A 25,600-nucleotide genomic window follows, 5' to 3' on the forward strand; every position below is an offset into this window, starting at 1 on the left:
GCAAATTAGCTGTCCGCCGCAGTGCGTATGTATAAGCAACCCGCACTCTGTAGTGTTTAAATCGGATATCTGTCAGAAAAAAGATATCACCCCACCAACAAAATCGGGCTTTGTTGGTATAGCCGATAAATTGCTTCAGTAGATAGTGAGCCGGTTTTCGCCCCTCGTCCCTCGGGTCGAGAAATCAACGAGCTAACGCCGTTGATTTCAGGCGCGGCAATAATTTACGGACAAAGTTTGAGCGTGAACACAAGATTTGTCCACGCTCATGATTTTGATATTGCCGCGCCCTATTTAGTCGGGAGTTAGCTGTTCTTTTATAGTTTGCTATGCACTATAGCATGGTGCCTTGAGTTGAGGGCTCTGCCCTCAAACTCCCGCAAGCCTGCTAGCGCGAGGCATATGCCGACGCAGTCGCATAAACCGCGCGCTTTGATTCGCGGCTTAGTTTGTTTGGTGCGATGGTTTGTTGCCGCGAAGTGTTTTTATTCTTCCGTATCCTCTACCAGTGTGTTCCTGTCGTCCATCAGCTTGAACGTTATATCAAACTCTTTCTCATTGTCGTCGGTCTTTCTGATGACATGGCAGGTCACTTCGTCACCCGGCTCCATCTTTCTTACATAAGCAGGAACATCTTCGATATCGTTCACACTTGTGCCGTTGATGTGGGTGATAAGGTCGCCCAGCTGAAGGTCGGTGTTGGCAACATCACATTCGGGAGCTATGCTCTGCACGCAGAGACCGGGAGTTGAATTCGTCAGCTCGGCTGTTGCTTCGGTTATCTGCACAAACACGATACCCATACGTGCTTTGCCCTTTACAGTGCCTGTTTCCATAAGGTCTTCTATCACAGATTTAGCCTCGTTGGTGGTTATGGCGAAGCCTATGCCCTCGTAGTCGATGGAAGCGAGCTTCGATGAGGTTATACCTATGACCTGTCCCCACATATTGAACATTGCGCCGCCCGAGTTTCCGGGGTTGATAGCCGCATCGACCTGCAGGCAGCTTACGCCCAGTGTGGAATTTTCGGGGATAACTCTTCTGTCGGTGCCCGATACCACGCCTTTGGTTATCGAATGTCTGTAACCCGCGGGGGTGCCTATGCACACAACGTCTTCGCCAAGCTTTACCTGATCGGAATTTCCGAATTCCGCAGGCTGAAGATCGGTGGCAGGTATCTTTATCACGGCGATATCAGTTCTCGGGTCTGAGCCTATTACTTCAGCCGCATACTCCCTGCCGTCGCTCAGCACGGCTTTGATGCCGTTTTTTGCTTTGTCGATAACGTGGGCATTGGATACTATGTATCCGTCGGTGCTGATGATTATACCGCTGCCTTTACCTGAGGGCATTATGGTGCTCTGCTCGGTGAATATATCCAGGGATACGACAGAGGGACCGCAGACTTCTGCTATGCCCTGTGCAGTATATTTGCCCGATTCATCTTTCAGTTCATCAGCGGCTTCGGGTCGGTCGGCAAGTTTCATATTGAAAGTCATATGTTTGCCGCCGGTGACGAGGTTAGATACCACGCCCTTTCCCCTTGCGCTTACGCAGGCGATGAGAAAACCTGTGCCGAGAAATACCACAGCGAACAGAGTGTTCAGAATGATGCGCCTTGCAACGTTTTTGCCGCGGGGCTTTTCATCAACATCAGGCAGGGTGATGCCTTTCCAGAAATCGCCGTCAACTATCTCATCATTTTCCACCGCACCTTTGGGCATCGTGAAGTATTTTCTGCTGTAATCCCAGCTGTCCGATGCGTTCTTTGCCAGCTTTTCAGCAGCATCGGTAATGTCCTCTTCGGCGGTCTCACCTTGGGTGTTCTCGGTGAGGTCTTTCTCAAAATCCATCAGGGTATCACCTCTCATATAACTGTAAAAAGGGGACTGCCGCGAACAGCAGTCCTCTGACGTTCATCATTCCTCGTTTTTCTCGGCTTTTGGTATGGTAAAGGTGAATTCGGTGTACTCACCCTTAAGGCTCTTTACCATTATTTTTCCGCCGTGTATCTCGACTATGGAGCGTGCGATATTAAGTCCCAGCCCCAGACCCTGAGCGTGTATGCCTCGGGATTTATCAGTCTTATAGAATCTGTCGAAAACCAGTGGCAGCTCGTCCTCGGCCAGACCCTCACCGCTGTTTCTTATGGAAACGGAAGTCGTATCCTCTCCGTCCTCAAAGGAAAATTCGATATAGCCGCCCTTATCCACAAACTTTATGGCATTTTCGATAAGGTTGTACATTACCTGATGTATAAGGTCGATATCGGCATACATATTTATCCTCTGCACATCAAGCCCGCGGATATCGATGTTTTTCTCATCTATCTTAGGCTCAAAGGTCAGCAGTGTATCGAGTATCGGCTCGGTCACAGGGAAAGAAGTCTTGTTGGGTTCAAGCTCGCCTGCTTCTATTTTGGCAAGGTTCAGCATACTCTTTACAAGACGGGTAAGTCTTCCTACCTCAGAGGATATTATCCTCATATAGTAATTATGCTGTGCTTTCGGGATAGTACCGTCAAGTATGCCGTCCACGAAGCCGCCTATGGAAGTCATAGGTGTTCTAAGCTCGTGAGAAACGTTTGCCAGAAAGCTGTTGCGCATGGTGTCGTAGCTTTTCAGGTTGGCAGCCATCTCATTGAAAGCGATGGAAAGCTCATTGAACTCCTTGGTGGTATACTCCGGCAGCGTCACCGAGAAATCGCCGTTACCCAGCTTTTTAGCTATCTCCGCAACTTCGGTGATAGGCTCTGTCAGCTTCAGCGTAGCGAAATATACCAGGAACATTACAACCAGCAGTACGGCAATGGCACTTACCATGAATATCTCCATGATGTTCTTGGTGTAGTTGTCCTGCTCCGATTTCGGAGAGAATGCCAGCACATAATACTTCGGACCGTTGGCTGAGAAGGAATCGCCCGTTATATGGCAGACTTCATCCAGCACGCCGTTAAGGTCTTCATAGGAGTATGTCGTGGTGCCGTTGAATTTTGTCAGCAGATTTGGGTCGATACTTTCGACCTCGTCACCGCCTGTAGCCACCACCACATAGCCATCGTCGCTGCACAGCAGATAATCGGAGTTGCTGCCTATGGCATAGGTCTTCATCTCTGCTGCCACATCTTCGCGCCATCTGTCAGGCTGCTCAAGCATTTTTTCCTGTGTATATGAAGCAAGAGCCCTGGCATCTTTCAGCATAAGGCTCTTTTTTTCATCTAAGAAGTACCTTGAAGAAACAAGCAGTAATACTGTTCCTAAGCAACAAAAGCTTATCAGTATTACTGCTGAGCAAATCGCAAAGTACCTTGTAAATATACTTTTGCCGTTATTCATTGTTGTTTTCGGAAACTTCAAACTTGTAGCCTACGCCCCAAACAGTTTTCAGTGCCCACTTGTCGGAAACGCCCTCAAGCTTTTCACGAAGTCTCTTTACATGAACGTCGATAGTTCTCGAGTCACCATAGTACTCAAAGCCCCATACTTCGTCAAGAAGCTGATCTCTGGTATAAACTCTGTTGGGGTTTGATGCCAGATGGAACAGTAGTTCCAGCTCCTTCGGGGGAGTATCCATTACCTGACCGTTTACTCTCAGCTCATATCTTGTCATATTTACAGAAAGCTTGTCATACTTGACTTCCTTGATCTCGCTCTCTGCAGAGGACTGACCAACTCTTCTGTAAACTGCCTTGATTCTCGCGATAACCTCTTTGGTATCAAAGGGCTTGACGATATAATCGTCAGCACCGAGCTCAAGACCCAGTACCTTATCAAAGGTCTCTACCTTAGCTGTTATCATGATGATCGGAACGTTTGACTTCTTTCTGATCTCACGACATACCTGCCAGCCGTCGATGCCGGGCAGCATGATATCAAGCAGAATGATATCGGGCTTCAGCGCATTGAATTTTACGACTGCTTCCTCACCGTCGTGAGCCAGGATAACGCCATATCCGTCCTTTTCCAGATAAAGACGCAGCAGCTCACAGATATTCTTATCATCATCAACTACCAAGACTCTTCCCAGTGACATATTCATCTTCCTTTCGTCGCCTCAGCCACTTACCCGGACTGCAAGCTATTAATTTTATGCCGTCCTTTAAAGGGACAACAATATAATTTAAATAATAATTAGTAATTACAGTATAACAAATTTACAATCAACTTTTGTGAACTTGAAGCTAATTTTTTGTGAACATTCTATAAATTCAATAGAGCGAGTTTAAAAATATTCAAAGAATAATCACAAAGTCAACAACAGATGATTTTTATCACATTACTAATTATAGTAATTATAACATAAAACTTCATAAAATAACAGACACATACTAACACAATTTTCATGGTGTTTGCAAACACCTATTTGTGCAAATCTACAAAAATCAGATAGACGTATTGCAATTTATAAAAATCGTGGTACAATATACTTAGCACTCGGATATCAAGAGTGCTAAAACAACATTTTGCAACACATAATTTCACATATACGAGGAGGAAATTAAAATGAATATCAAACCCCTTATGGACAGAGTCGTTATAAAGATGACCGAAGCTGAGGAGACCACAGCAAGCGGTATCATTCTCGCAGGCTCCGCTAAGGAAAAGCCCCAGGTAGCTGAGGTAGTAGCAGTTGGCCCCGGCAAGAAGGACGTAGAAATGAATGTCAAGGTCGGTGACAAGGTACTGGTAAGCAAGTACAGCGGCACAGATGTCAAGGTAGACGGACAGGAATATACCATTCTTAAAATGGAAGACGTACTTGCAGTAGTTGAATAACTGCATAGGTACATCAGGCATAGATAAATATTATAATTACCATAGTTCACATCATTCTTCATAGCTAACAGGAAGCATTAGTCTACCGCCAAAATTATGAATTATGAATCATGAATTATGAATTGAAAAATCGGAGGTAATTTACAATGGCAAAGCAGATCATATACGGCGAAGAAGCCAGAAAAGCACTGCAGGCAGGTATCGACCAGCTGGCTGATACCGTTAAGATAACACTGGGACCTAAGGGCAGAAACGTAGTTCTCGATAAGAAGTACGGCGCTCCCCTCATCACTAACGACGGCGTTACCATCGCTAAGGAGATCGAGCTGGAAGACGCTTTCCAGAACATGGGTGCTCAGCTGGTAAAGGAAGTTGCTACAAAGACCAATGACGCAGCAGGCGACGGTACTACCACAGCTACTCTGCTGGCACAGGCACTGGTTCGCGAGGGCATGAAGAACATCGCTGCAGGTGCTAACCCCATGATCCTGAAGAAGGGTATGGCTAAGGCTGTTGAGACCGCTGTTGAGGCTATCGTTGCTAATTCCAAGAAGATCGAGGGCAGCAAGGATATCGCAAGAGTCGGCGCAGTTTCCGCTGCGGATGATACCATCGGTCAGCTGATCGCTGAGGCTATGGAGAAGGTAACTGCTGACGGCGTTATCACTCTTGAAGAGTCCAAGACCGCTGAGACTTACAGCGAAGTAGTTGAGGGTATGCAGTTCGACAGAGGCTACCTCAGCCCCTACATGGTAACAGATACCGATAAGATGGAAGCAGTTCTCGATGACGCTCTGGTTCTTATCACCGATAAGAAGATCGGCAATATGCAGGATATACTCCCCCTGCTGGAGCAGATCGTAAAGATGGGCAAAAAGCTCCTCATCATCGCTGAGGACGTTGAGGGCGAGGCTCTGAGCTCCCTGATACTCAACAAGCTGAGAGGAATCTTCACTTGTGTTGCCGTCAAGGCTCCCGGTTTTGGCGACAGAAGAAAGGAAATGCTCCAGGATATCGCTATCCTGACAGGCGGCGAAGTTATCTCCACCGAGCTTGGTATGGAGCTGAGCGAAGCTACTCTTGAACAGCTGGGTTCTGCTAGACAGATCGTTGTTCAGAAGGAGAACACAATCATCGTTGGCGGCGCTGGCGAAAGCGAAGCTATCAAGGCTCGCATCCAGCAGATCAAGGGTCAGATCGAGACCACAACTTCCGATTTCGACAGAGAAAAGCTCCAGGAAAGACTGGCTAAGCTCTCCGGCGGTGTTGCAGTTATCAAGGTAGGTGCTGCTACCGAGGTCGAGATGAAGGAAAAGAAGATGCGTATCGAAGACGCTCTGGCAGCTACAAAGGCAGCTGTTGAAGAGGGTATCGTAGCAGGCGGCGGCACAGCACTCATCAACGCTATGCCTAAGGTAAAGGAGCTTGTTGATGGCCTTGAAGGCGACGAGAAGACTGGCGCTCAGATCGTATACAAGGCACTTGAGGAGCCTCTGAGACAGATCGCTGCAAACGCAGGCGAAGAGGGAAGCGTTATCATCGATAACATTGTTCGTTCTGGCAAGGTAGGCTATGGCTACAACGCATACTCCGCTGAGTATGTTGATATGATACCCGCAGGTATCGTTGATCCTACCAAGGTTACAAGAAGCGCACTCCAGAACGCAGCTTCCGTAGCAGCAATGGTACTGACTACCGAGAGCCTTGTAGCTGACAAGAAGGATCCCGCAGCTGACGCAGCTATGGCAGCAGCCGCAGCAAGCGCAGGCGGAATGGGCGGAATGTACTAATTCAAAGGGTACTCCCGCGGGATAAATAATAAACATTCAGGCACTTTTGTCATACATCTGACAGAAGTGCCTTTGCGTTGCGTAATTTCGTAATATCCCGACGTGCCAATATTTATATTGTTCATCATTCTCTGCCCGATATTCACTATTCGTTAAGCGGAAGATAAAACCAAAACATAAATAAAAACATTTTCTCCTATGATAAAATACTGCTTTCCGTCCGTTTTTAACAAAAAAGAAACAGGACTTCGCGCGCGGCAAAGCCCTGTAGATATCTTATACCGATTCAGTTAAGTTCAAAGCGCATAGGCAGAAATTCGCCCAGCGTGAATTCGCCGTTTGTAAGAATGATCGAAAAATCATCGTCACAGAATTCGCTCATCACCTGCAGGCAAGCACCGCATGGACAGCATGGGTGGCTGTAATTGCCCTCCGCACCGCCGACGATGGCTATTGCTTTGAATTTCCTGCAGCCCTCGGACACTGCCTTGAATATCGCTGTGCGCTCAGCACAGATAGTCAGTGAAAAGGAGCTGTTTTCCACGTTGCAGCCTGTAAATATCCTGCCGTCCTCAGTGAGGAGCGCCGCACCTACCGAGAAACCCGAATACGTGCAGTAGGAATTCTGCGCAGCTTCGATGGCGCGCTCCAAAAGTTCCTTGTTTTCCATTATATACACCCCAAGATCTATTTATTTCGCCATATAGGCGCCCAACCAATATCATTATAACATTTGTATGATAAGCTGTCAATAGTTTTTAAAGCGAAAATCACACGAAAGTGAACGTTTCGGGTACGTACCAAAGACGATCTGTTCACACTATCAGGTTGAAATTTGTGATCGGATATGTTATAATATAATTTATGCTATCAAATCAGAAAGGACTGAGCGCTTTGATATATCTAGATAATGCCGCTACCACAAAGCCCTGCGAAGCCGCAAAAGCAGGGGTAATGAAAGGTCTGGAGGTTTTCGGGAACCCGTCGTCTCTGCACCGCTGCGGACTTGATGCCGAACTTCTGGTGACAGATGCCAGGACAGCGATTGCCGAAAGTCTTGGCTGCCTTGCCGAAGAGATTTTCTTCACATCCGGGGCTACCGAGAGCAGCAACACCGCAATTTTTGGTGCATATAAATCACAAGGTAAGCGCAAGCACAGGGTCGTTACCACAACCATAGAACACCCTGCCACCGCGCGCCCAATAGATGAGCTGGAACGCCTTGGATGCGAGGTAATACGCATATCTCCCGATGAAAACGGAGTGATCTCCGCCGAAGCCGTTGCCGATGCAGTCAACGAGGATACATTCCTTGTAAGTATGATGCTGGTCAACAACGAAACAGGCGCGATACTCCCCGTGAGCAAGGCTTTCAACGCGATACACAGGCGTTTCCCAAAGGTCATCACCCACTGCGACTGCGTTCAGGGATATATGAAACTGCCGATAAAGACCAAAACTCTCGGTGCTGATCTTATTTCTCTGAGTGCCCACAAAATTTGCGGTCCAAAAGGCACAGGTGCACTGTTTATCCGCAAGGGTCTGCACCTTCCATCGCTGCTGATGGGCGGCGGTCAGGAGAAAAATATGCGCTCGGGTACGGAATCCGTTCCGCTGATATGCGGTTTTGGTGAAGCGGTAAAACACTACTCCCAAAACATCGCCGAAAGGCTTGAATCCGCAAAAAAACTGGAAGCTCTGCTGTTTGAGCTCTGCGAAAAGAACGGCGGAATAGGTGTGAATTTCCGCGGAGAAAAATCACCCTACGTTACAAGCATAACGGTGGATGGTCTTAAATCCGAGGTGCTTCTGCACTATCTGGAAAAGCGCGGGATATTCGTTTCCAGTGGTTCGGCTTGCTCGAAGGGCAAAAAAAGCGGAGTTCTCGCCGAGTTCAGAATACCTGTACAAGTTATGGATACCACTCTGCGCATCAGCTTTTCACCCGATACCACCGAGGAAGACCTCCGCGGTCTGATGGAGGGTATCTCAGCCGCCCAAAACGAACTGGCAAGGCTGAAGTAAAGTGAACGGACGTTTTATACCATATTAATATATAAAGAGAATGTCGGAACAGGTCGATAAATTATTGTACTCAGCCGACAGTTACCGACAAAAAATCAACGGAGGAGCAGTTATAATGAAGGAAATAATTCTTTGCAAGTATGGCGAGATAGCCCTCAAGGGTCTTAACAAAAGCACTTTTGAGAGCATGATGGTCAAAACGATAAAGCGCAGACTGGCTAGCGCAGGTGAGTTCAGAGTAACTAAATCGCAGTCAACTCTGTACGTTGAACCTCTGGGAGAGAACCCCGATGTTGACGAGTTCGAGACCAGACTTTCCAAGGTATTCGGCATAGTCAAGCTTTGCAGAAGCGGCGCTATCGAAAAAGACCTCAAAGCGATATGCGAAAAGGCTCCCGAATATCTGTCTGAAGTGCTGGAAGGCGCAAGAACTTTCAAGGTAAACGCAAGACGTGCCGATAAAAAGTTCCCCTACAAGTCCCCTGAGATATGCTCCGAGCTGGGCGGCGCTATACTTGATAAGTTCCCGCACCTCGAAGTCGATGTTCACGACCCCGAGGTTACAGTAACGGTGGAAGTCCGCGAGGATTATGCCTATGTTCATTCTGATCCCGTTGATGGTGCGGGCGGAATCCCCGTAGGTTCCAGCGGACGTGCAATGCTCCTGCTCTCAGGCGGTATCGATTCACCTGTTGCGGGCTACATGATGGCTCGCCGCGGCGCGGTTGTGGAAGCTATTCACTTTGAAGCTCCGCCCTACACCTCTGACAGAGCGAGAATGAAAGTCGAGACCCTTGCGAAGCTCATGACAGCTTACTGCGGTGACGTCAAGTTCTTCTGTGTACCTTTCACCGAAATCCAGGAACTGCTGAGAGACAACTGCCCCGAGGAGCTTTTCACCATTCTCATGCGCCGACTGATGATGGAGATCGCACAGCGCATCTGCGAGAATGACGGCGATATCCAGGCGCTGGTAACAGGCGAGAGCCTTGGTCAGGTGGCAAGCCAGACAATGTACGCTATGGTCTGCACCGATGCGGCCTGCCGTATGCCTGTGTTCAGACCCTGCATAGGTATGGATAAATCTGAGATAGTTGAGATCGCACGCAAGATAGGTACTTTCGAGACTTCCATCCTTCCATACGAGGACTGCTGTACTGTATTTACACCCAAGCACCCTAAGACAAGACCTTCTCTTGCTGAGGTTGAAAAGGCGCAGGCAAGCTTCGATTTTGAGCCTTATATACAGAAAGCAGTCGAGAACACCAGCATTACCCTTATCAAAAACAGATAAGGGTCAGATGCGGATGACTGACACTGTTTTGTTTCATATTTTTGTATACGACGGATGTCGGTAACTGTACAGAAAATATCTCAATTTGTACGATGTTACAATTGGTAAATTTGGTTACACAACGGTTACAATGTTTCCGAATTTTAATTTTTACGTACAAATTTCGGTACTTTTCTATTGTGAAAAATTGGTGATAAAGTATGGTCATATCCCGATTTTCCGAAGTTTTTAATGTGTTAAATGTCCGAAAAATCAAACACTTATGTCGTAAGTGTGTAACAGAAGCGTAACAAAAACGGTCGAAAAACCCCTGATTTTTTAGTAAGATATGTTCACTAAATTTACATGAAGTTCAAAAATGAGGCTGATTTTTTGTGTGATGTGTCAGTAAAAGGCGGGAGGATGTTGATGAATTTTGCGGAAGACTACAAAGTGGTAACAGAAACTATTGACATTGTTACAGCGGGTGTAGTAAAATATATGATAAAGAATTCGGTCACTATGTCAACAGCCGAAAGCTGTACAGGCGGAATGGTGGCTGAATGTATCACCGCAGTGTCGGGGGCGTCTGCAATGTTCAAAGGCGGCGTCTGCACCTATACCGAGGATATAAAGATGAAAGTTCTGGGCGTTAAGAAAGAAACGCTGGGTGGATTTACAGTCTATTCTTCCGAGGTTGCAAGTGAGATGAGCAGAGGTGCCATGGAGCTTTTCGGTACTGACTGCGCGGTGGGCATAACGGGTCTTGCCGGGCCCTCGGGCGGCACCAAAGAAAAACCTGTCGGAACGGTATACGTTTCGGTGAGGTACAAGGACAAGGAATTGTCGCGGGTGCTGAAGTTATATGAAGAGTATGAAAAACTTGACAGAGGATCAATAAGAAGGTTAACTGTGCTGAAAACTATGCAGATGATATGCGAGCTTTGCGGCATACAGATAAGTCAAGGAGATCATAACGATGGCAATGTTTAATGAGACGGCAAATCTGCGAGAGAGAGATGAATCAAATTTCTTTCTGCGGTTTGTAAAATACTTTATCCCCTGGAAAGGTGATAAGGCTAACGAGATAGTCCGCAAGGTGGCGTTTTGTGCGTCGATAGTGCTGTTCTCGATGTCGCTGAACGAACTGAGTGATTATCTGGGCGCCAGCCGCGAGGAACAGAAGTCCTATATACAGAAAGTTGTAGTTGAATACGAACCCAAGTTCGATGATAATGTCAACTACGATGCCAATAACGGCGGCGATGATTACGATGCATCGAACCCTGAGGCAGCTGCACAGAAGCTGAAGCTTCAGGACTGGGCAAAGCCCCTGCTGAAACGCAATAAGGACGTTATCGGCTGGATAAAGATACCGGGATTCACCGATTACAGCGGTGAGGAGTATATAAACTTCCCTGTTTTGAGGGGCGAAGATAACGACTACTATCTCGACAAAAACCTTGATAAGGAGTATTACGAATCGGGCAGCATATTTATCGATGCCGCCAGCGTGATGGATGAGAACGGTCAGACCGATAACATTACGGTGTTTGGTCACCATATGGGTTATGTAGGCACAAGCTTCACACATCTGTCGGAATACGAACAGGGTGTGGACTTCCTGAAAAAGTACCCGATAATCGAGTTCAATTCCATATACGAAAGCGGACGCAAGTATGCGATAATAAGCTGCTTCGCGATAAATACCGAGCCAAAGGACGACGGCGGTGATGTATGGGAATATGTGGGCTGCCGAGACTTCAATGATGATGACAATAAATTTGAAGACTGGTACGATCAGGTAAGCAAGAGATCATGGTATTCCAATGATATCAAGTGTACCGCTGACGATAAGTATATAACTCTGTCGACCTGTTCCAAGCTGCTGAAAGAATTCAGATGGGTTATAATCGCGAAGAAACTGACTGCAGAGGACAATATCGATCATATCGTAAGTTCCTATAAGAACAGACCCGAAAAGGAGATATATTTCCCCAAGAGCTGGCGCGACCATTACGGAAGCAAAAGGGTCTACCAGGGCTGGGAATACTAAACAACAACTAACAACATATCAGCAAAAAAGACTTGACAAAGGGTATGACCCTGAAAGTCGAGGAGTAATGATAAATGGCAATGGCAAGAGGATCAGCAAATATTAACGATAACGAAGGATCAAATAATTCCGGTGGCCTGATAAGATACTTTATCCCCTGGAAGGGCGACAAAAGCAGCGAAGTAGTCCGCAAGATAGTTTTCATAGCTTCGGTGGGACTCTTCTGTGTATCGCTCGGTCAGCTGAAAAGCTATCTCGATGCCACAAACGGAGAGAGATCACGTATGCACGGTCTCGTTGAACAGTATGAGCCCAAGTTCGATGAAAATGTGGATTATGAGGCAAATACAGGCAGCGATGATATAGATATCGCAGACTCCGATGAATCTTACAAAAAGCGTGAGATACAGAAGTGGGTCAAGGATAAAAAACTATTAGACCGCAATGATGATGTTGTGGGCTGGATAAAGATACCCGGATTCAAGGACTCCGATGGAGACCAGTATATGAGCTTCCCTGTTCTTCAGGGCGAGAACAATGACGAGTATCTTTACAAAGATCTTGATGGTAACTACTATGAGTCGGGCAGTATTTTTGCTGACACATGGAGTATCATCAGTGAGGAGCGCCAGTCGGATAATATCACGATATTCGGCCACCATATGGGCTGGCTGGGCACAAGCTTCACTCACCTGTCCGAATACGAACAGGGCGCAGACTTCCTGAAGAAGCACGCGATAATCGAGTTCAATTCGATATACGAGAGCAAGTGCAAATACGCTGTCGTCAGCTGCTTTATGATAAATACAGACGCAAAAGACGATAACGGCGATCTCTGGGAATACATAGGCTACAGAGATTTCAACGACGAACAGTACAGGTTCGATGAATGGTATAATGAGATCACAAGGAGGTCATGGTACTCAAGCGATATAAAGTGTACCGAAGACGATAAGTATATAACCCTCTCCACCTGCTCAAAGCTGGTTGAAGAAGGCGTAAGATGGGTAATAGTTGCAAAGAAGCTTACACCCGATGATGATATCGACGCTATAACAGCTTCCTATAAGGAAAGAGCGGACAAAGATATCTACTTTCCGAAGATATGGAAAGATATCTACGGGAACAAAACAGTCTATAAAGGCTGGGAATACTGATGACGTAGGTCATCACTTGCTTTATGCTTATTACATCGGATTCGCCGGTGTATAAAATATAAAGCTCCGCAGCATCTCTCACGGCTGCGGACAGGAAGTCTCGCAAGGGGCTCCCGGAAAGGTAATGTGATAGAAATGAAGCAGAAAAGATCAAGGGCTGCTAAACGGAATTCCGCGAAGCCGTCCGTGAGAAAGGTCGGAACTTTGCTTGGAAGCAGCGCACTGTGCGTACTCACTGTAGGTACAATTAGCGTATGCGGACTGCTTGGCAGAAATGCAGGAGCAGAAGCAGAGATCGGCAGAGAAACAAAGGCTGCGAATGTAAACACCACCGACACAGCGAGAGATGAGGGTGCGTATACCGCACTGGATACCGTCACATGGAGAAAGGCGAGTATCAACGAGTATGAGTTCGGAGAAGTTTCAGCTCCCGAGACCACTTCGGTAACGGAAGCAGGCAAAAAGACAAGCTCCTCCGCAACTGAGACGACAACTTCAGCTAAGGAGAAAAAGACAAGCAAAGAGACGGTCAAGGCTGAGACCGAACAGAAAACCAAAAACAAGGTCAAAAGTATTTCCAAGACCTTCCTTTATGTTGAGTCGCCCGTAAATCTCAGGGCAGAACCCAGCAAAAGCGCGGAAGCACTTGAAGTACTCGACACAGACACAAGGGTCGTTGTTGACGGATGCACCGATGACGGTGTGTGGTATTCGGTAAGACATGGCGAGATAAAGGGCTATGCGATGGCTGAGTACTTTACAGGTAAGACCCCCGACAGCAAAAAGACCGAGGAAAAGAAGGACGATGAGTCCGAAGAAAAAGAGGACAAGACCGTTATCAAGCTTGAAGACAAGGACAGCACAAACAGCGTCATCAGCTATACCAATGATGAATTCGAGATGCTGTGCTACGTACTTCAGGGCGAAGTAGGCAATTGTTCCGAAGCGAGCAAGATCGCAGTTGCTAATGTTATCATCAACAGGGTAAAATCGAGCCAGTTCCCGGACTCTATCTCGGCAGTGCTCACAGCTCCCGAACAGTTTGATGCTATCTACGGCTACTACAACGGAACTACAGTACCCACGCAGAACACAAGAGACTGCGCGTTAAGGGCGCTCCAGGGTGAAGATAACACCAACGGCGCAACTTACTACTACGCTCCAAGATATTGCGGCGGTGCTATCTCAGCATGGTTTGAGACCCTGCAGTTCTGCCTCGAAGTGGATGGTCAGAGGTATTTCAAGAACTGGTAAAGTGCATAACGGCTCTGAACAGTTTTTGTGCAGCATTTGGTAAGACATACGAAAAGTCAGGGCAGACATAAGTTTTGTCTTGACTTTTTCTCTTTATTTGGTAAACTATACAGTGTGGGCTTTTTGCCCTAAACACTGAATCTTAAACGTTTGAGGTAATTTTGTGATGAGCAAGACTAAAGACGAAAATAACAGCAAGGCATCTGTCAGAAGACAGATTGCGGCACATATCAGGATGCTTGTAACAGGCGTTGCCGTCACCGGCGGCTGCGGACTGCTGATGCTGACTGACAGCGCTTTCAACCCCGCCAAAAGGGTAGAAGCAAAAGAGACCGTAAGATCTGCCGTAACACAGAAAGCAGAAAAGCCTGCCCCTAAGCCTGCCGTGGAGAAAAAGACAGCTCCGGTGGCTGAGCCAAAGCAGGAACCTAAAAAGGCTGAAGCCGAGCCTACTGTGAAAAAGATGACTTTCCCCAAGTATAAAAAAGCAGCCATAAGCGATTATGATATGTCCGCTGCTGAAACAAAGTGCAAGGGATTCAAGGTCAACAGCCCCGCTATCACCGACCCCGACGATTTCACAGTGCCTTTCCCCGAGCAGGATACTCTTATCTATTATCCCGAAAAGGCAGCTCCCCAGAAGCTTACCGCTACAAGAAGCGTGGCAGGCGAGTATTTCAGGGTGCATGATGAAAACTCAGGCTCTACCGTTGTTATGAACGGTCATGAACTTCTCTGCCTGATGGTCAATAACGAGATAGGTGATACATGGGACGACGATGCGATCAAAGCGCAGATAGTCGCTGCATATTCTCACCTGAGATTCAATCAGGAGCACGGTCTGACACCTACCATAGGTCTTAGATACGGCTATTCCTCCAAGCTTGAGAGCATAGTTGAATCCGTTGAAGGTCAGGCTATGCACTATGACGGCGAGATAATCAATGCGGTATATTCAGCATCAAGTGCGGGTTATACCACTACCGCAGGCGATATCTGGAGTATGGATTATCCCTACCTTAAATGCGTTGAAAGCGAATTCGACAGCCAGGATGTAAACTGGGGCATCGAAAAAACATATACCAAATCACAGGTCAAGTCCATGCTTGAGGGACGCTTCGGCATCACCCTCTCTGATGACCAGACCAAGTGGTTCACTATCGACAGAGCATACAGCGTTGTTTATATCGATACCGTCACCATTGACGGCAGAGATAACTGCAAGCTCACAGGCAACCAGCTCTGTAATATGATGGGTCTTAAATCCAACGCCATCACCATAAAGTACAAGGACGGCGAATTCACATTCACCTCCTGCGGCTGGGGACACGGCGTAGGTATGTCACAGTGGGGCGCACATTACTACGCTGAAAACGGCTGGACATACGACCAGATACTGACCCACTATTACGTCGATGCAAAGCTTGAACTTTCCAAGCCCGCAGAAGGCTCGGAGGAACCGCCTGAGGAAAGCAGCAGCGATACCTCAACTTCAACTACAAATACCGCAGCTGATGACAATACAGGTTATACCGCACCGCAGACCGATTACGGTTACAGCGATACCACATCGCAGTGGTCGGATTATTCCGCTTCCGATGATCAGTGGTCTTCGGATACGACCTATACATCTGATACCACCTACGATAACGGCGGTTATGATAACGGAAGCTACTACGATAACAGCACAGGCTGGTCGTATGAGCAAAATGGAGGGTACTAAGTTTGACTATCAAAAATCTGCTGATGGAATATGATGTGATACTCGCATCAGCATCACCGAGAAGAAAAGAGCTTATGCAGCTTATATGTCCGTCATTCAGGGTGATCCCCGCCGACTGCGGAGAAGCAGTCCCCGAGGCACTGAGTGCAGGCGACGTTCCCGGTTTTCTGTCATTCCAGAAGTGCAAGTGCATTGCCGACGTTTACCAGAAAGCAGTCGTTATCGGCTGTGATACGGTAGTTACCACCGCCGACGGCGAGATACTCGGAAAACCCAAGGACAAAGCGGATGCAGCGCGTATGCTGAAGCTTCTGTCAGGAAGGATGCATACCGTGGATACAGGAGTATCCATCAGCTATAAAGGTCATACCGATACCTTTACCGAAACAACAAAGGTCTGGTTCAAAGATCTTACCGATGAGGAGATAGAGGATTATATCAATACGGGCGAACCGATGGATAAGGCTGGCGCTTACGGCATACAGGGCGAGGGAACGCTTCTCGTGGATAAGATAGAGGGCGATTTCTTCAACGTTGTTGGACTGCCCGTATCCAAGCTTGCCGGCAAGCTGCATGAAATGTTAGATTAACAAGGGCAAAGGCAGGCATAATAATTATATGTCTGCCTTTTGTATGTCTAAAAAGCAGAATACTCCTATGATAAATTAATAGAATGTACTTGCAAATATCTTGGAAATATGGTATGATATACTTATCTAGTTGTGTTCAGAGGAAATGAAAGATGGAAAGTAATTCGGTTATCAGAAAAAGGCGCGTAAAAGCGCAGCAGAATATGATCACTGCCTTGTGTCTGGGGTGTATGCTGTTTACTGTGTGCTGGTCGGTGTTTGCCGCCGTTAAAGATGCACATAAACCCGCAGTTGACACCAAGGCTGAAAAAACTGCGCCTAAAATTGAAATAACCTCGCATGAAGCGAAACAGGAGGATACTGAATCTTCCGAAGCAGAGCCTGAAAGCTCCGTGACAGAGGAAACAAGTTCCTACGCACCTGATTTTACAGAGGGTGAACATCCCTACGCTGTACCCAAGGATACAGCCGATAATCTTGGCGATGCAGTGTTTATCGGTGACAGCCGTACAGTCGGTATGATGAACAGTACCGATAAGCCCCAGGCAACTTTCCTGTGCGCAGTGGGACTTAATATCGACACCGTGCTGACCTCCACCGAGATAGCACAGGGCGACGGTTCAGTGGGTACTCTCCAGCAGGCACTCAGTTCCCGTCAGTTCGGCAGAGTATTCATAAGCTTCGGAACCAACGAGATGGGCTGGCCTTATGTGGATACATTTGAGGAGCACTATACCGAGATGGTAAAAACTATCCAGAGCTATCAGCCCAATGCCGAGATATATCTCATAGGCATACTTCCTCTGGCAGAATCCCAGGATCAGGACGGCGACGCTGTTAATAACGAGAACGCCCGCACTTTCACCGCTTCGATAGAAAAGGTGGCAGGCGAACTGGGTCTGCATTATCTTGACTGCTCAGCTGCTGTTGCGGACGAAAACGGCTACCTCCCCGAGGAAGCTTCTCCCGACGGCATACACATGACAGCCGACTATTGCCTCTACTGGCAGAATTTCATAATAGACAATACCTGACGGTATGACAATAAAGATTAAAAGGATAAGGTGAGTAAAATGAATATCAAAAAAACATTATGTATCATTCTTGCAGCTATGACAGTTACCTGCGCCTGCGCTTCCTGCGGCAAAAAGGACGACGATAAGGGCGGCGATAACTCCGCCAAGACCGCTGTTGAGACCATGGACGTTGCAGCGATTGCGGATAAGCTGAAGAGCGATATTTCCTACGAGGACAGCCTCGTTGAATTTGATGCTGACAAGATCAATAAGATACTGGGCGTTTCACCCGATGCTTACAAGACCGCAAAGGTATATGTAAGCTCCACAGGCGCTACCCCCGAGGAGATCGCCTGCTTTGAAGCAAACAAGGATATGGCTGAATCCATCGAGGGAAGCCTTACCATAAGACTTGCTAACCAGAAGTCTACTTTCACCGATTATAAGCCCGAGCAGGCTCCAAAGCTGGATGACGCTGTGCTTGTTGTAAAGGGCGATTACGTGTTCTTCAGCGTATCAGGCGACAGTGCAAAGGCTAAGGAGATAATCGGTTAATGCTTTTTTCAAGTACGACCTTCCTTTTTGGCTTCCTGCCCGCAGTACTGCTGATGTATTTCCTGATGCCCGTACTGTTCAGAAAGCACGCAAGAACAGCCCAGAACGCAGTGCTGTTCCTGTTCAGTCTTGTGTTCTACGCATGGGGCGAACCAATATATATATTTCTGATGTGTCTGTCCATAACAGTCGCATACATCACGGGCATACTTGCGGATAAGACCCGCCTGCCCGAGAATAAAAAGGACAGCAAAGGTCCTTTTGCTGCGATGATGACAGCGGTGGTCTGGAATCTGGGACTGCTGCTGTTTTTCAAGTATACGGATTTCTTTATCAACACCATAAACTCCGCTGCAGGCACACAGTTAAAGCCCACAGGTCTGGCACTGCCAATAGGCATAAGCTTCTACAGCTTCCAGACTTTGTCCTATGTTATCGACGTATATAAAGGCAACGTAAAGTGCCAGAAGAATATACTCCATCTTGGCACTTACGTGGCACTGTTCCCCCAGCTTATCGCAGGACCTATCGTAAGATACATAGATGTCGCCGAACAGCTGGTCCACAGGGATGAGAGCATCGAAAAGTTTGCAGAGGGCGTAAAGCGCTTCTGTATCGGTCTGGGCAAGAAAGTCATCATCGCCAATGCGGTGGGTGAACTTTTTGACAGCATATCCAACTCCCCCCAGAGCGAACTCAGCATAGCCGCAAGCTGGATAGGCATAATCGCATATACCTTCCAGATATACTTCGATTTCTCGGGCTATTCCGATATGGCGATAGGTCTCGGCAAGATGTTCGGGTTTGATTTCCTTGAAAACTTCAACTACCCCTACATATCCGATTCCATCACCGAATTCTGGCGCAGATGGCATATCTCACTGTCAAGCTGGTTCAGGGATTATGTCTATATCCCCCTGGGCGGAAACCGCAAGGGCAAGGCAAGACAGTGCGTAAATATCATGGTGGTGTGGTTCCTGACAGGCTTCTGGCACGGCGCTAACTGGAATTTCATGATGTGGGGCGTTTACTTCGGCGTGATACTCCTGCTGGAGAAAAACTTCCTGCTGAAACTCCTGAAAAAATCACCAAAGATAATCCAGCATATCTATGCACTTCTGCTGATAGTTATTGGCTGGGGAATTTTCGCCTACGAAGATACCTCGGCGCTCTTGCAGAATCTGAAAAATATGTTCGGCTTCGGCGGACTTCCCCTCTGGAACGGACAGACAGCTTTCTGGCTCACACAGAACATAGTTCTGTTCATGCTGGCGATTGTATGCTCCACCCCGCTTATCAAAAAAGCAGGCGGATTCATGGCAAAGCATAAGCCCTCAATGTACGAAACGGTCATCGTCCCCGCAGAATGTACCCTGCTGTTCATAGTATCGGTGGCATATCTGGCAGGCAACTCCTTCAACCCGTTTTTGTATTTCAGGTTCTAGGAGGACAGCATGATAGAAGTTGAATTGAAATTAGATTCGAGGTCACTGTGGTATGATATGAAAAATGACCCGCTGGGTTGGTTGCTTGTATTGGTGATCTTTATTGGCGGGGTGATATATTCAGTGTCCGGTGCAAAAGATTTTAACTACTTCACGGTGGTGTCTAACCATATCAAAAATGGCAGTCTGACGACGCTGTTTACGAAATCTACATTTTGGATTATCACTGTAAATTTGTTTGCTTCTTGTGTGGTTCCACTTATATTGATTATTTTGGTTTTGCCGCCTTTAAGGCTACGAAGAGTACAAAAGCGCTTACCAAATTACAAAAGCACACTTATATTTGATGACGAAAAGATCATTAATGACTATTCTTATGATAATGTCAATAATCATACAGAGGTCCCGTATAGCATGATCAAGCGGGTGACGCACAAAAAAGGTCTATTCAATATCAAACTGAAAAATTCGATGTTATTATATGATGACTGCTTTACAAAAGGCACTCCCGCCGAGCTTGAAGCCTTGCTTAAAGAAAAATGCCCCGATAAATGCAAATTCTGACGGAGGAACACCATGAAAAAATGGTATGACGAAGAATATGAGTTCACAGTTGAGGTAACAGGATTTCTCCACGGAAACAGTACCGAGAGATACTGCCGCAACGGCGAAGAACCCGGCGATACCTACACCTGCACCTACGGCTGTCCCGTAAACAAGGACGGTCAGGGCATATGCTCCAAAACAATGATGATGCTGTATCCGCTGATGGAAGCTGTCCGCAGCGGCGGCGACCTTGAAAATCTCGGCGGTGACAGCAAGTATACCAAGACCATAGTCTGTCCCGACGGCTGTGTTATGTTCAGACTGACAGCAAAGCCTTTGGGCAACCCGAATTTCCATAAAGGAAAATTCTGGGATTACCCCGATGAAACAGAGGAATGTAAATGAATCACGAATTACTGAACCTGCTGGGTTCGCTGGCATTGAAATGCGGCATCATAATGGTGCTGATAGTGCTGGCTTGTCTGGTAACGCCGAGAATGGCGAAATGGATACAGAAGAAAAATCCTCAGCTGGCAGACAAGATCGAACGCAAGGGTCTTGCCGCTCCCGAAAGGGTGGAGGATTCTGCCACGGGACATTCTCCCCAGGAAAACTACGAAGTCCACAGCGCCTTTGAAGCTTCAAAGGAAGAGGACTTCGACCCCAATTATAAGATATACAACCAGGATATCTACGCTTTCAATTTCGGCAAGAAAAAGAAAGCCGAGGATAAACAGGGAGAAGCAAGCAATAAAGACTAATGAAAAGCGCTTGTTATCAGCTGTTGATCTTATCCTCGAATCATAAAAAAGTAAAACAGGGGCGGAGTGATTTCGCCGTACATATAATTAGGAGTTGAAAAAAATATGGCAAAGAATAAGAAAATGGTCGATGCGATAACCTCAATGGACGAGGATTTCGCAAAATGGTATACCGATATCTGCACTAAGGCAGAGCTCATCGCGTATACAAGCGTCAAGGGCTGTATGGTTATAAGACCTTACGGCTACGCTATCTGGGAAAATATCCAGCGTCTGCTCGATACCCGTTTCAAGGAACTGGGTCACGAGAATGTTTGTATGCCTATGTTTATCCCCGAGAGCCTTCTCCAGAAGGAAAAGGATCACGTTGAGGGCTTCGCTCCCGAAGTTGCATGGGTAACTCACGGCGGAAGCGAGAAGCTTGAAGACAGACTCTGCGTAAGACCTACCTCCGAGACACTGTTCTGCGAGCACTACGCTAATATCGTTCACAGCTACCGCGACCTTCCCAAGCTGTATAACCAGTGGGTAAGCGTTGTAAGATGGGAAAAGACCACCCGTCCTTTCCTCCGTTCCAGAGAATTCCTGTGGCAGGAGGGTCATACCATACACGAAACAGCAGATGAGGCTATCGAAGAGACAGAGCGTATGCTGAACTGCTACGCTGATTTCTGCGAGAAAGAGCTTGCTATGCCCGTAGTAAAGGGCAGAAAGACCGACAGCGATAAGTTCGCAGGCGCTGAGGCTACCTACGCTATCGAAGCACTCATGCACGATGGTAAGGCTCTTCAGGCAGGTACTTCCCACTATTTCGGTGATGGCTTTGCCAAGGCTTTCGGCATCCAGTTCACAGGCAGAGATAATAAGCTGGCATTCCCCCACCAGACTTCATGGGGCGTGACCACACGTCTTATCGGTGCTATCATCATGACCCACGGCGATGACAACGGTCTTGTACTGCCCCCTGCAGTTGCACCTGTACAGGCAGTTATCGTTCCTATACAGCAGTTCAAGGAAGGCGTTCTTGAAAAGGCAAACGAGGTATACGAGCAGCTGAAAGCAGCTGGTATCCGCGTAAAGCTGGATGATACCGACCAGTCCCCCGGATGGAAGTTCGCTGAGTACGAGATGAAGGGCGTGCCTGTTCGTATCGAGCTGGGACCCAAGGATATCGAGAACGGTCAGTGCGTAATAGTTACCAGACACGACAGAGAGAAGACCTTCACACCTCTCACCGAGCTGGTCGAGACAGTAAACGCTAAGCTTGAAGCTGTACGTGACGGCATATTCAAGAAGGCTCTTGAAAACCGCGAGAGACGTACCTATGCCTGCAAAACCACCGATGATATCATCAAGGCTCTCGAAGAGAAAGGCGATGGCTTCGTAAAGGCTATGTGGTGTGGCGAAGAAGAGTGCGAGGATAAGGTAAAGGAACTGACAGGCGTTGGTTCAAGATGTATCCCCTTCGAGCAGGATAATATCAGCGACGTATGCGTATGCTGCGGCAAGCCTGCAAAGAAAATGGTACTCTGGGGCAAGGCTTATTAATTCACAATTCATAATTATTGACAGGAATTATTGCTTTGCTGTTTTATCGAAATAAATATACGGGAGATATCTTTTCGGATATCTCCCGTGTTTTTATATCATATAAACTTGATCATACCGACCGCCTTGTGAACCCATCCCATGCAGTAAGCAGGAACACCGCCAGATGAGCTACCACAACGATTATAGCAAATCCCACCGTTTGCTGTGGGAAGGACGCTCCGCCTTTGTATATGGTAAGCAGGTCTGTGTTGGCAAATATCAGATATCTGCCCCAGTCCATTTTGTATCCTGACATCACAGCAATAACGGGAGTTCCTATGGAATTTACGATAAATCCTGTCACTATCGCCAGTGAAGTGCTTCTCATCAGTGAGGATATCATAAATGCCAGCGAAGTTGTTATCAGCACCTGAACGCTTTTCAGCATAAAGTTCTTGATAAGGTAGATGAAAGTATTCTGTGCCACTACCTCGCCCTCTTTCAGTGCCAGATAAGGCGCTGATATACCGTCAAACCCGAATAACATTCCGACCATGGGTATGTTTACAAGGAACATCAGCAGCATCAGCAGAAATCCCATGGATATCACCGTGACATACTTCGCCATAAGTATCTCGCCGCGCTTTGCGGGGCTTATCAGCAGGAATTTTATCGTTCCCTGACTGAATTCACTTGCCACGATACCGCCTGCTATCATCAGCATTATTATGCCGATAAAGCTTTCAACATAGGGTATCTTTATCATTACGTCCCAGAAACCGAACTTTTCCGAGTAATTTGCTTCCAGAATCGATACATCTTTTTTTGATGTCTCATCATAAAGCTCGTTTTCCAGCTGATATCTGTATTTCGCTATGGATTCCTCTGGGGAATCTGTGTCTTCAGTTGATCCGTCCATAGCATTGGCTATTTTGAATATGAGAGCGTTCTTTTCCTCAAATTCCTCGCCGTAACCGATGTCATGCTCCAGCTTATATTTGTAGACCCATTTGTCGCGGTTTGAACAATCGATTTTCTTGCTGTTGTAGCTGCAGAAACCTCTCCAGTCGTTTGTTTTGCAAAGCAGAGTATAGGTCTGTATGTCTTGCTTATTTGCATCGTCATACATACCGTTCAAGTATGCCGAAAACTCCCAGTCAGAATCAACATCTACAGCTTCGATAAGTGCCAGCTTTTCTTCACGCAGGGGCATATCGGGGCTGTTCTCGATCTCTCTTTTTCTGTCTTGTAGAGCTTCTGTTCTGTACGCTATTTCATCAAACTCAGCAGCGCCGAACTCTTTCATGCCAATATTATTTATAAACTTTGCCATCGGTGCAAAGCATATACATACCGCCAGGAATATTACCAGCAGTATCCTTGTTGACTTCTTTTTATATATCTTGATATACTCGTTTTTCACAAGCTCAAAAAACTTACCCAACCTGTCCATCTCCTTCCGCTCCTGTAAGCTCGATAAATACCTCTTCCAGCTTTTTGCTTTCCTTGGGGTGTACGGAGTAGATGTTTATATCATTCTTCGCCAGAAGCTTTATAGCCTTCGCGATATCCTGCTGTGCATTCTCGGTCTCAAGTTTAAGGTAAAGCATTTTTTCCTGTGCGCTGATGTTCTCCCCACCGTCAAGTATCTCCGCCGCTTTTACAGCGTCATCTGTCTCGATAATGTATTCCGTGTATTTATCGTTGGAAAGAGAAGCTATCTCTTCCATTGTGTAAGTGCCTATCATTTTGCCCTTGGCGATTATCCCCACGCGGTCGCACATGAGTTCCATCTCACTCATCAGATGGGACGATACCACCACGCATACCCCGTCCGTGTGGGCAAGGTCTTTCAGGATATCTCTAAGCTCCTTTATACCCTGTGGGTCAAGACCGTTGGTAGGTTCGTCCAGTATCAGAAGTTTGGGTTTGTGCATAAGTGCCTGAGCCACACCCAGTCTCTGTCTCATACCCAGCGAGTACTTCGATACCTTGTCATCTATGCGGTTTGTAAGCTTTACCATCTCCACTGCTTTGTCTATCTCGCTAAAATCCAGACCCCTCATTCGTGCATATTGCTTGAGGTTGTCCCTGCCTGACATGAACTTGTATATTTCGGGGTTCTCAACTATGCCCCCAACGTTGCTCATGGCGTCTTCAAATTCCTTTATAATATCATGCCCGCAGACCTGTATCTCGCCCTCGTCCAGCAGAAGAAGTCCCACCACCGTCTTGATGGTAGTAGTCTTGCCCGCGCCGTTAGGTCCCAGAAAACCGAACACCTCACCTGCATAGCACTCCATGTTTATATCATGGAGTATCTCCTTTTTGCCGATGGTCTTGCTGAGCCCCTTTATGCTCAGTGCGATATTCTTCTTATCCATCAGCTTCACCCCCTTCGGTCGAATCGGGATATTCTATGTCTACATTAAAGGGATCATTGAAGGATATGGTCGAGACCTTCCATGTATCACCGTCGCGTAGAAGGTACATATTCATCGAGTCTTTGAGCTTTACAGTCTTCCTGATCTCCTTGTCAGCGCCATGGCGTACATCCAGGCTTGTGCTGTACACTCCGATGGGAGTAAGCGTCTCAGGTGTACCGTCGCAGTCAAATGTCATCATGAAGTCTATCTGAACATTCGCGCCGTCAACGCCCCATTTTGTCACCGAAGTGCTTATGGCTTTAAACTCCGCTGAATATATCCTGTCATTACCCGTTGTATCAAGCTCCATGTTTTCTACCTGAAATAACATAGTTGACTTGTTTTCACAGCCATAGTAGGCTTCCTCAAGGGTCATCTTGCTGTCACTGCTGATAAAATTATCCTGCAGACAGGCTGTAAGCTTGCGCTGTACGCCTTCTCTGTTGTCGCCGACGTTAGCCTCAGCTATCCCCTTGCATATCTCGTTAGCCTTGTCGGATATCTCGGGGATATTCTTTTTGAAAGCCACGTTCTGTGCTATAACATATACTGCCGTACCCGCCGCCAGTACTGCACCAAGCACCAACCCGCGGTTTATGCGATTCCATCTGATCTTCATTTTGATCCTCTCTTCTCCTATTATTGTTTTTTGAATTATGATATGTATCGTGCTCCGTA

24 protein-coding genes are annotated in these 25,600 nt (G+C 47.0%); 17 read left to right on the plus strand and 7 right to left on the minus strand.

Annotated elements, in window-relative coordinates:
* Positions 1–485: 485 nt before the first annotated feature.
* From BM265_RS06800 to BM265_RS06810, 3 genes are all read right to left on the minus strand, one after another.
* The gene (locus tag BM265_RS06800) at positions 486–1,853 is read right to left on the minus strand and encodes a S1C family serine protease (protein WP_074960798.1); all 1,368 of its coding nucleotides are present in this window, start codon (positions 1,851–1,853) and stop codon (positions 486–488) included.
* 66 nt (positions 1,854–1,919) lie between these two features.
* The gene (locus BM265_RS06805) at positions 1,920–3,335 is read right to left on the minus strand and encodes a HAMP domain-containing sensor histidine kinase (protein WP_074960799.1); all 1,416 of its coding nucleotides are present in this window, start codon (positions 3,333–3,335) and stop codon (positions 1,920–1,922) included.
* Positions 3,328–4,032, minus strand: a complete 705-nt coding sequence (locus BM265_RS06810; protein ID WP_013496874.1) for a response regulator transcription factor — start codon at positions 4,030–4,032, stop codon at positions 3,328–3,330. The genes BM265_RS06805 and BM265_RS06810 overlap by 8 nt, the downstream gene beginning before the upstream one ends.
* 470 nt (positions 4,033–4,502) lie before the next feature.
* Between BM265_RS06810 and BM265_RS06815 the strand changes: the two genes are divergently transcribed.
* Entirely contained in the window at positions 4,503–4,775 is a 273-nt protein-coding gene (locus BM265_RS06815; protein ID WP_074960800.1) for a co-chaperone GroES, read from the plus strand.
* A gap of 146 nt (positions 4,776–4,921) precedes the next feature.
* Complete coding sequence (groL, locus tag BM265_RS06820; protein ID WP_074960801.1) at positions 4,922–6,565, plus strand: chaperonin GroEL; 1,644 nt, start codon at positions 4,922–4,924, stop codon at positions 6,563–6,565.
* A gap of 286 nt (positions 6,566–6,851) precedes the next feature.
* Here the strand turns inward: groL and BM265_RS06825 are convergent, their stop codons facing one another.
* On the minus strand, positions 6,852–7,235 hold the full coding sequence (locus BM265_RS06825) for a cytidine deaminase (protein WP_074960802.1): 384 nt from the start codon (positions 7,233–7,235) through the stop codon (positions 6,852–6,854).
* Positions 7,236–7,459: 224 nt separating this feature from the next.
* Here BM265_RS06825 and BM265_RS06830 point away from each other — a divergent pair, with 224 nt between their 5' ends.
* From BM265_RS06830 to proS, 15 genes are all read left to right on the plus strand, one after another.
* Positions 7,460–8,590 carry a cysteine desulfurase family protein gene (locus BM265_RS06830; RefSeq protein ID WP_242940790.1) on the plus strand — a complete coding sequence of 377 codons (1,131 nt, stop codon included), beginning with the start codon at positions 7,460–7,462 and terminating at the stop codon, positions 8,588–8,590.
* Between the two features lie 115 nt (positions 8,591–8,705).
* A complete protein-coding gene (thiI, locus tag BM265_RS06835; RefSeq protein ID WP_074960804.1) occupies positions 8,706–9,884 on the plus strand; it encodes a tRNA uracil 4-sulfurtransferase ThiI in 1,179 nt (392 codons plus the stop codon).
* A 408-nt stretch (positions 9,885–10,292) separates the two neighbouring features.
* Complete coding sequence (locus BM265_RS06840; RefSeq protein ID WP_074960805.1) at positions 10,293–10,856, plus strand: CinA family protein; 564 nt, start codon at positions 10,293–10,295, stop codon at positions 10,854–10,856.
* Entirely contained in the window at positions 10,843–11,919 is a 1,077-nt protein-coding gene (locus tag BM265_RS06845) for a class B sortase (RefSeq protein ID WP_074960806.1), read from the plus strand. Before BM265_RS06840 ends, BM265_RS06845 begins: the two co-directional genes overlap by 14 nt.
* Before the next feature lie 74 nt (positions 11,920–11,993).
* On the plus strand, positions 11,994–13,076 hold the full coding sequence (locus BM265_RS06850; RefSeq protein WP_074960807.1) for a class B sortase: 1,083 nt from the start codon (positions 11,994–11,996) through the stop codon (positions 13,074–13,076).
* A gap of 135 nt (positions 13,077–13,211) precedes the next feature.
* Positions 13,212–14,330, plus strand: a complete 1,119-nt coding sequence (locus tag BM265_RS06855; protein WP_074960856.1) for a cell wall hydrolase — start codon at positions 13,212–13,214, stop codon at positions 14,328–14,330.
* 166 nt (positions 14,331–14,496) lie between these two features.
* Positions 14,497–16,053: a SpoIID/LytB domain-containing protein gene (locus BM265_RS06860; RefSeq protein ID WP_074960808.1), complete on the plus strand. Its 1,557-nt coding sequence runs from the start codon at positions 14,497–14,499 to the stop codon at positions 16,051–16,053.
* Between the two features lie 2 nt (positions 16,054–16,055).
* On the plus strand, positions 16,056–16,643 hold the full coding sequence (locus BM265_RS06865) for a Maf family protein (protein WP_207646962.1): 588 nt from the start codon (positions 16,056–16,058) through the stop codon (positions 16,641–16,643).
* 152 nt (positions 16,644–16,795) lie between these two features.
* The gene (locus BM265_RS06870) at positions 16,796–17,677 is read left to right on the plus strand and encodes an SGNH/GDSL hydrolase family protein (RefSeq protein WP_074960809.1); all 882 of its coding nucleotides are present in this window, start codon (positions 16,796–16,798) and stop codon (positions 17,675–17,677) included.
* 39 nt (positions 17,678–17,716) lie between these two features.
* Positions 17,717–18,214, plus strand: coding sequence for a DUF4358 domain-containing protein (locus BM265_RS06875; protein ID WP_074960810.1), 498 nt, complete (start codon positions 17,717–17,719; stop codon positions 18,212–18,214).
* On the plus strand, positions 18,214–19,659 hold the full coding sequence (locus tag BM265_RS06880; protein WP_074960811.1) for an MBOAT family O-acyltransferase: 1,446 nt from the start codon (positions 18,214–18,216) through the stop codon (positions 19,657–19,659). The genes BM265_RS06875 and BM265_RS06880 overlap by 1 nt, the downstream gene beginning before the upstream one ends.
* 9 nt (positions 19,660–19,668) lie before the next feature.
* Positions 19,669–20,223 (plus strand): YcxB family protein, encoded by a 555-nt coding sequence (locus BM265_RS06885; RefSeq protein ID WP_074960812.1) that lies wholly within the window; start codon positions 19,669–19,671, stop codon positions 20,221–20,223.
* 12 nt (positions 20,224–20,235) lie between these two features.
* The gene (locus BM265_RS06890) at positions 20,236–20,610 is read left to right on the plus strand and encodes a TIGR04076 family protein (RefSeq protein ID WP_074960813.1); all 375 of its coding nucleotides are present in this window, start codon (positions 20,236–20,238) and stop codon (positions 20,608–20,610) included.
* Positions 20,607–20,966, plus strand: a complete 360-nt coding sequence (locus BM265_RS06895; RefSeq protein WP_074960814.1) for a hypothetical protein — start codon at positions 20,607–20,609, stop codon at positions 20,964–20,966. The genes BM265_RS06890 and BM265_RS06895 overlap by 4 nt, the downstream gene beginning before the upstream one ends.
* Positions 20,967–21,071: 105 nt before the next feature.
* Complete coding sequence (gene proS, locus BM265_RS06900) at positions 21,072–22,514, plus strand: proline--tRNA ligase (protein ID WP_074960815.1); 1,443 nt, start codon at positions 21,072–21,074, stop codon at positions 22,512–22,514.
* 112 nt (positions 22,515–22,626) lie between these two features.
* Here the strand turns inward: proS and BM265_RS06905 are convergent, their stop codons facing one another.
* The 3 genes from BM265_RS06905 to BM265_RS06915 are packed head-to-tail and all read right to left on the minus strand — an operon-like array spanning position 22,627 to position 25,541.
* Complete coding sequence (locus BM265_RS06905) at positions 22,627–23,949, minus strand: ABC transporter permease (RefSeq protein ID WP_081358383.1); 1,323 nt, start codon at positions 23,947–23,949, stop codon at positions 22,627–22,629.
* Positions 23,933–24,880 carry an ABC transporter ATP-binding protein gene (locus BM265_RS06910; RefSeq protein WP_074960817.1) on the minus strand — a complete coding sequence of 316 codons (948 nt, stop codon included), beginning with the start codon at positions 24,878–24,880 and terminating at the stop codon, positions 23,933–23,935. The genes BM265_RS06905 and BM265_RS06910 overlap by 17 nt, the downstream gene beginning before the upstream one ends.
* Positions 24,873–25,541, minus strand: coding sequence for a hypothetical protein (locus BM265_RS06915; RefSeq protein WP_074960818.1), 669 nt, complete (start codon positions 25,539–25,541; stop codon positions 24,873–24,875). The genes BM265_RS06910 and BM265_RS06915 overlap by 8 nt, the downstream gene beginning before the upstream one ends.
* Positions 25,542–25,600 lie beyond the last annotated feature (59 nt).

The organism is Hominimerdicola alba, from assembly GCF_900112155.1.
Taxonomy (GTDB): domain Bacteria; phylum Bacillota; class Clostridia; order Oscillospirales; family Ruminococcaceae; genus Hominimerdicola; species Hominimerdicola alba_D.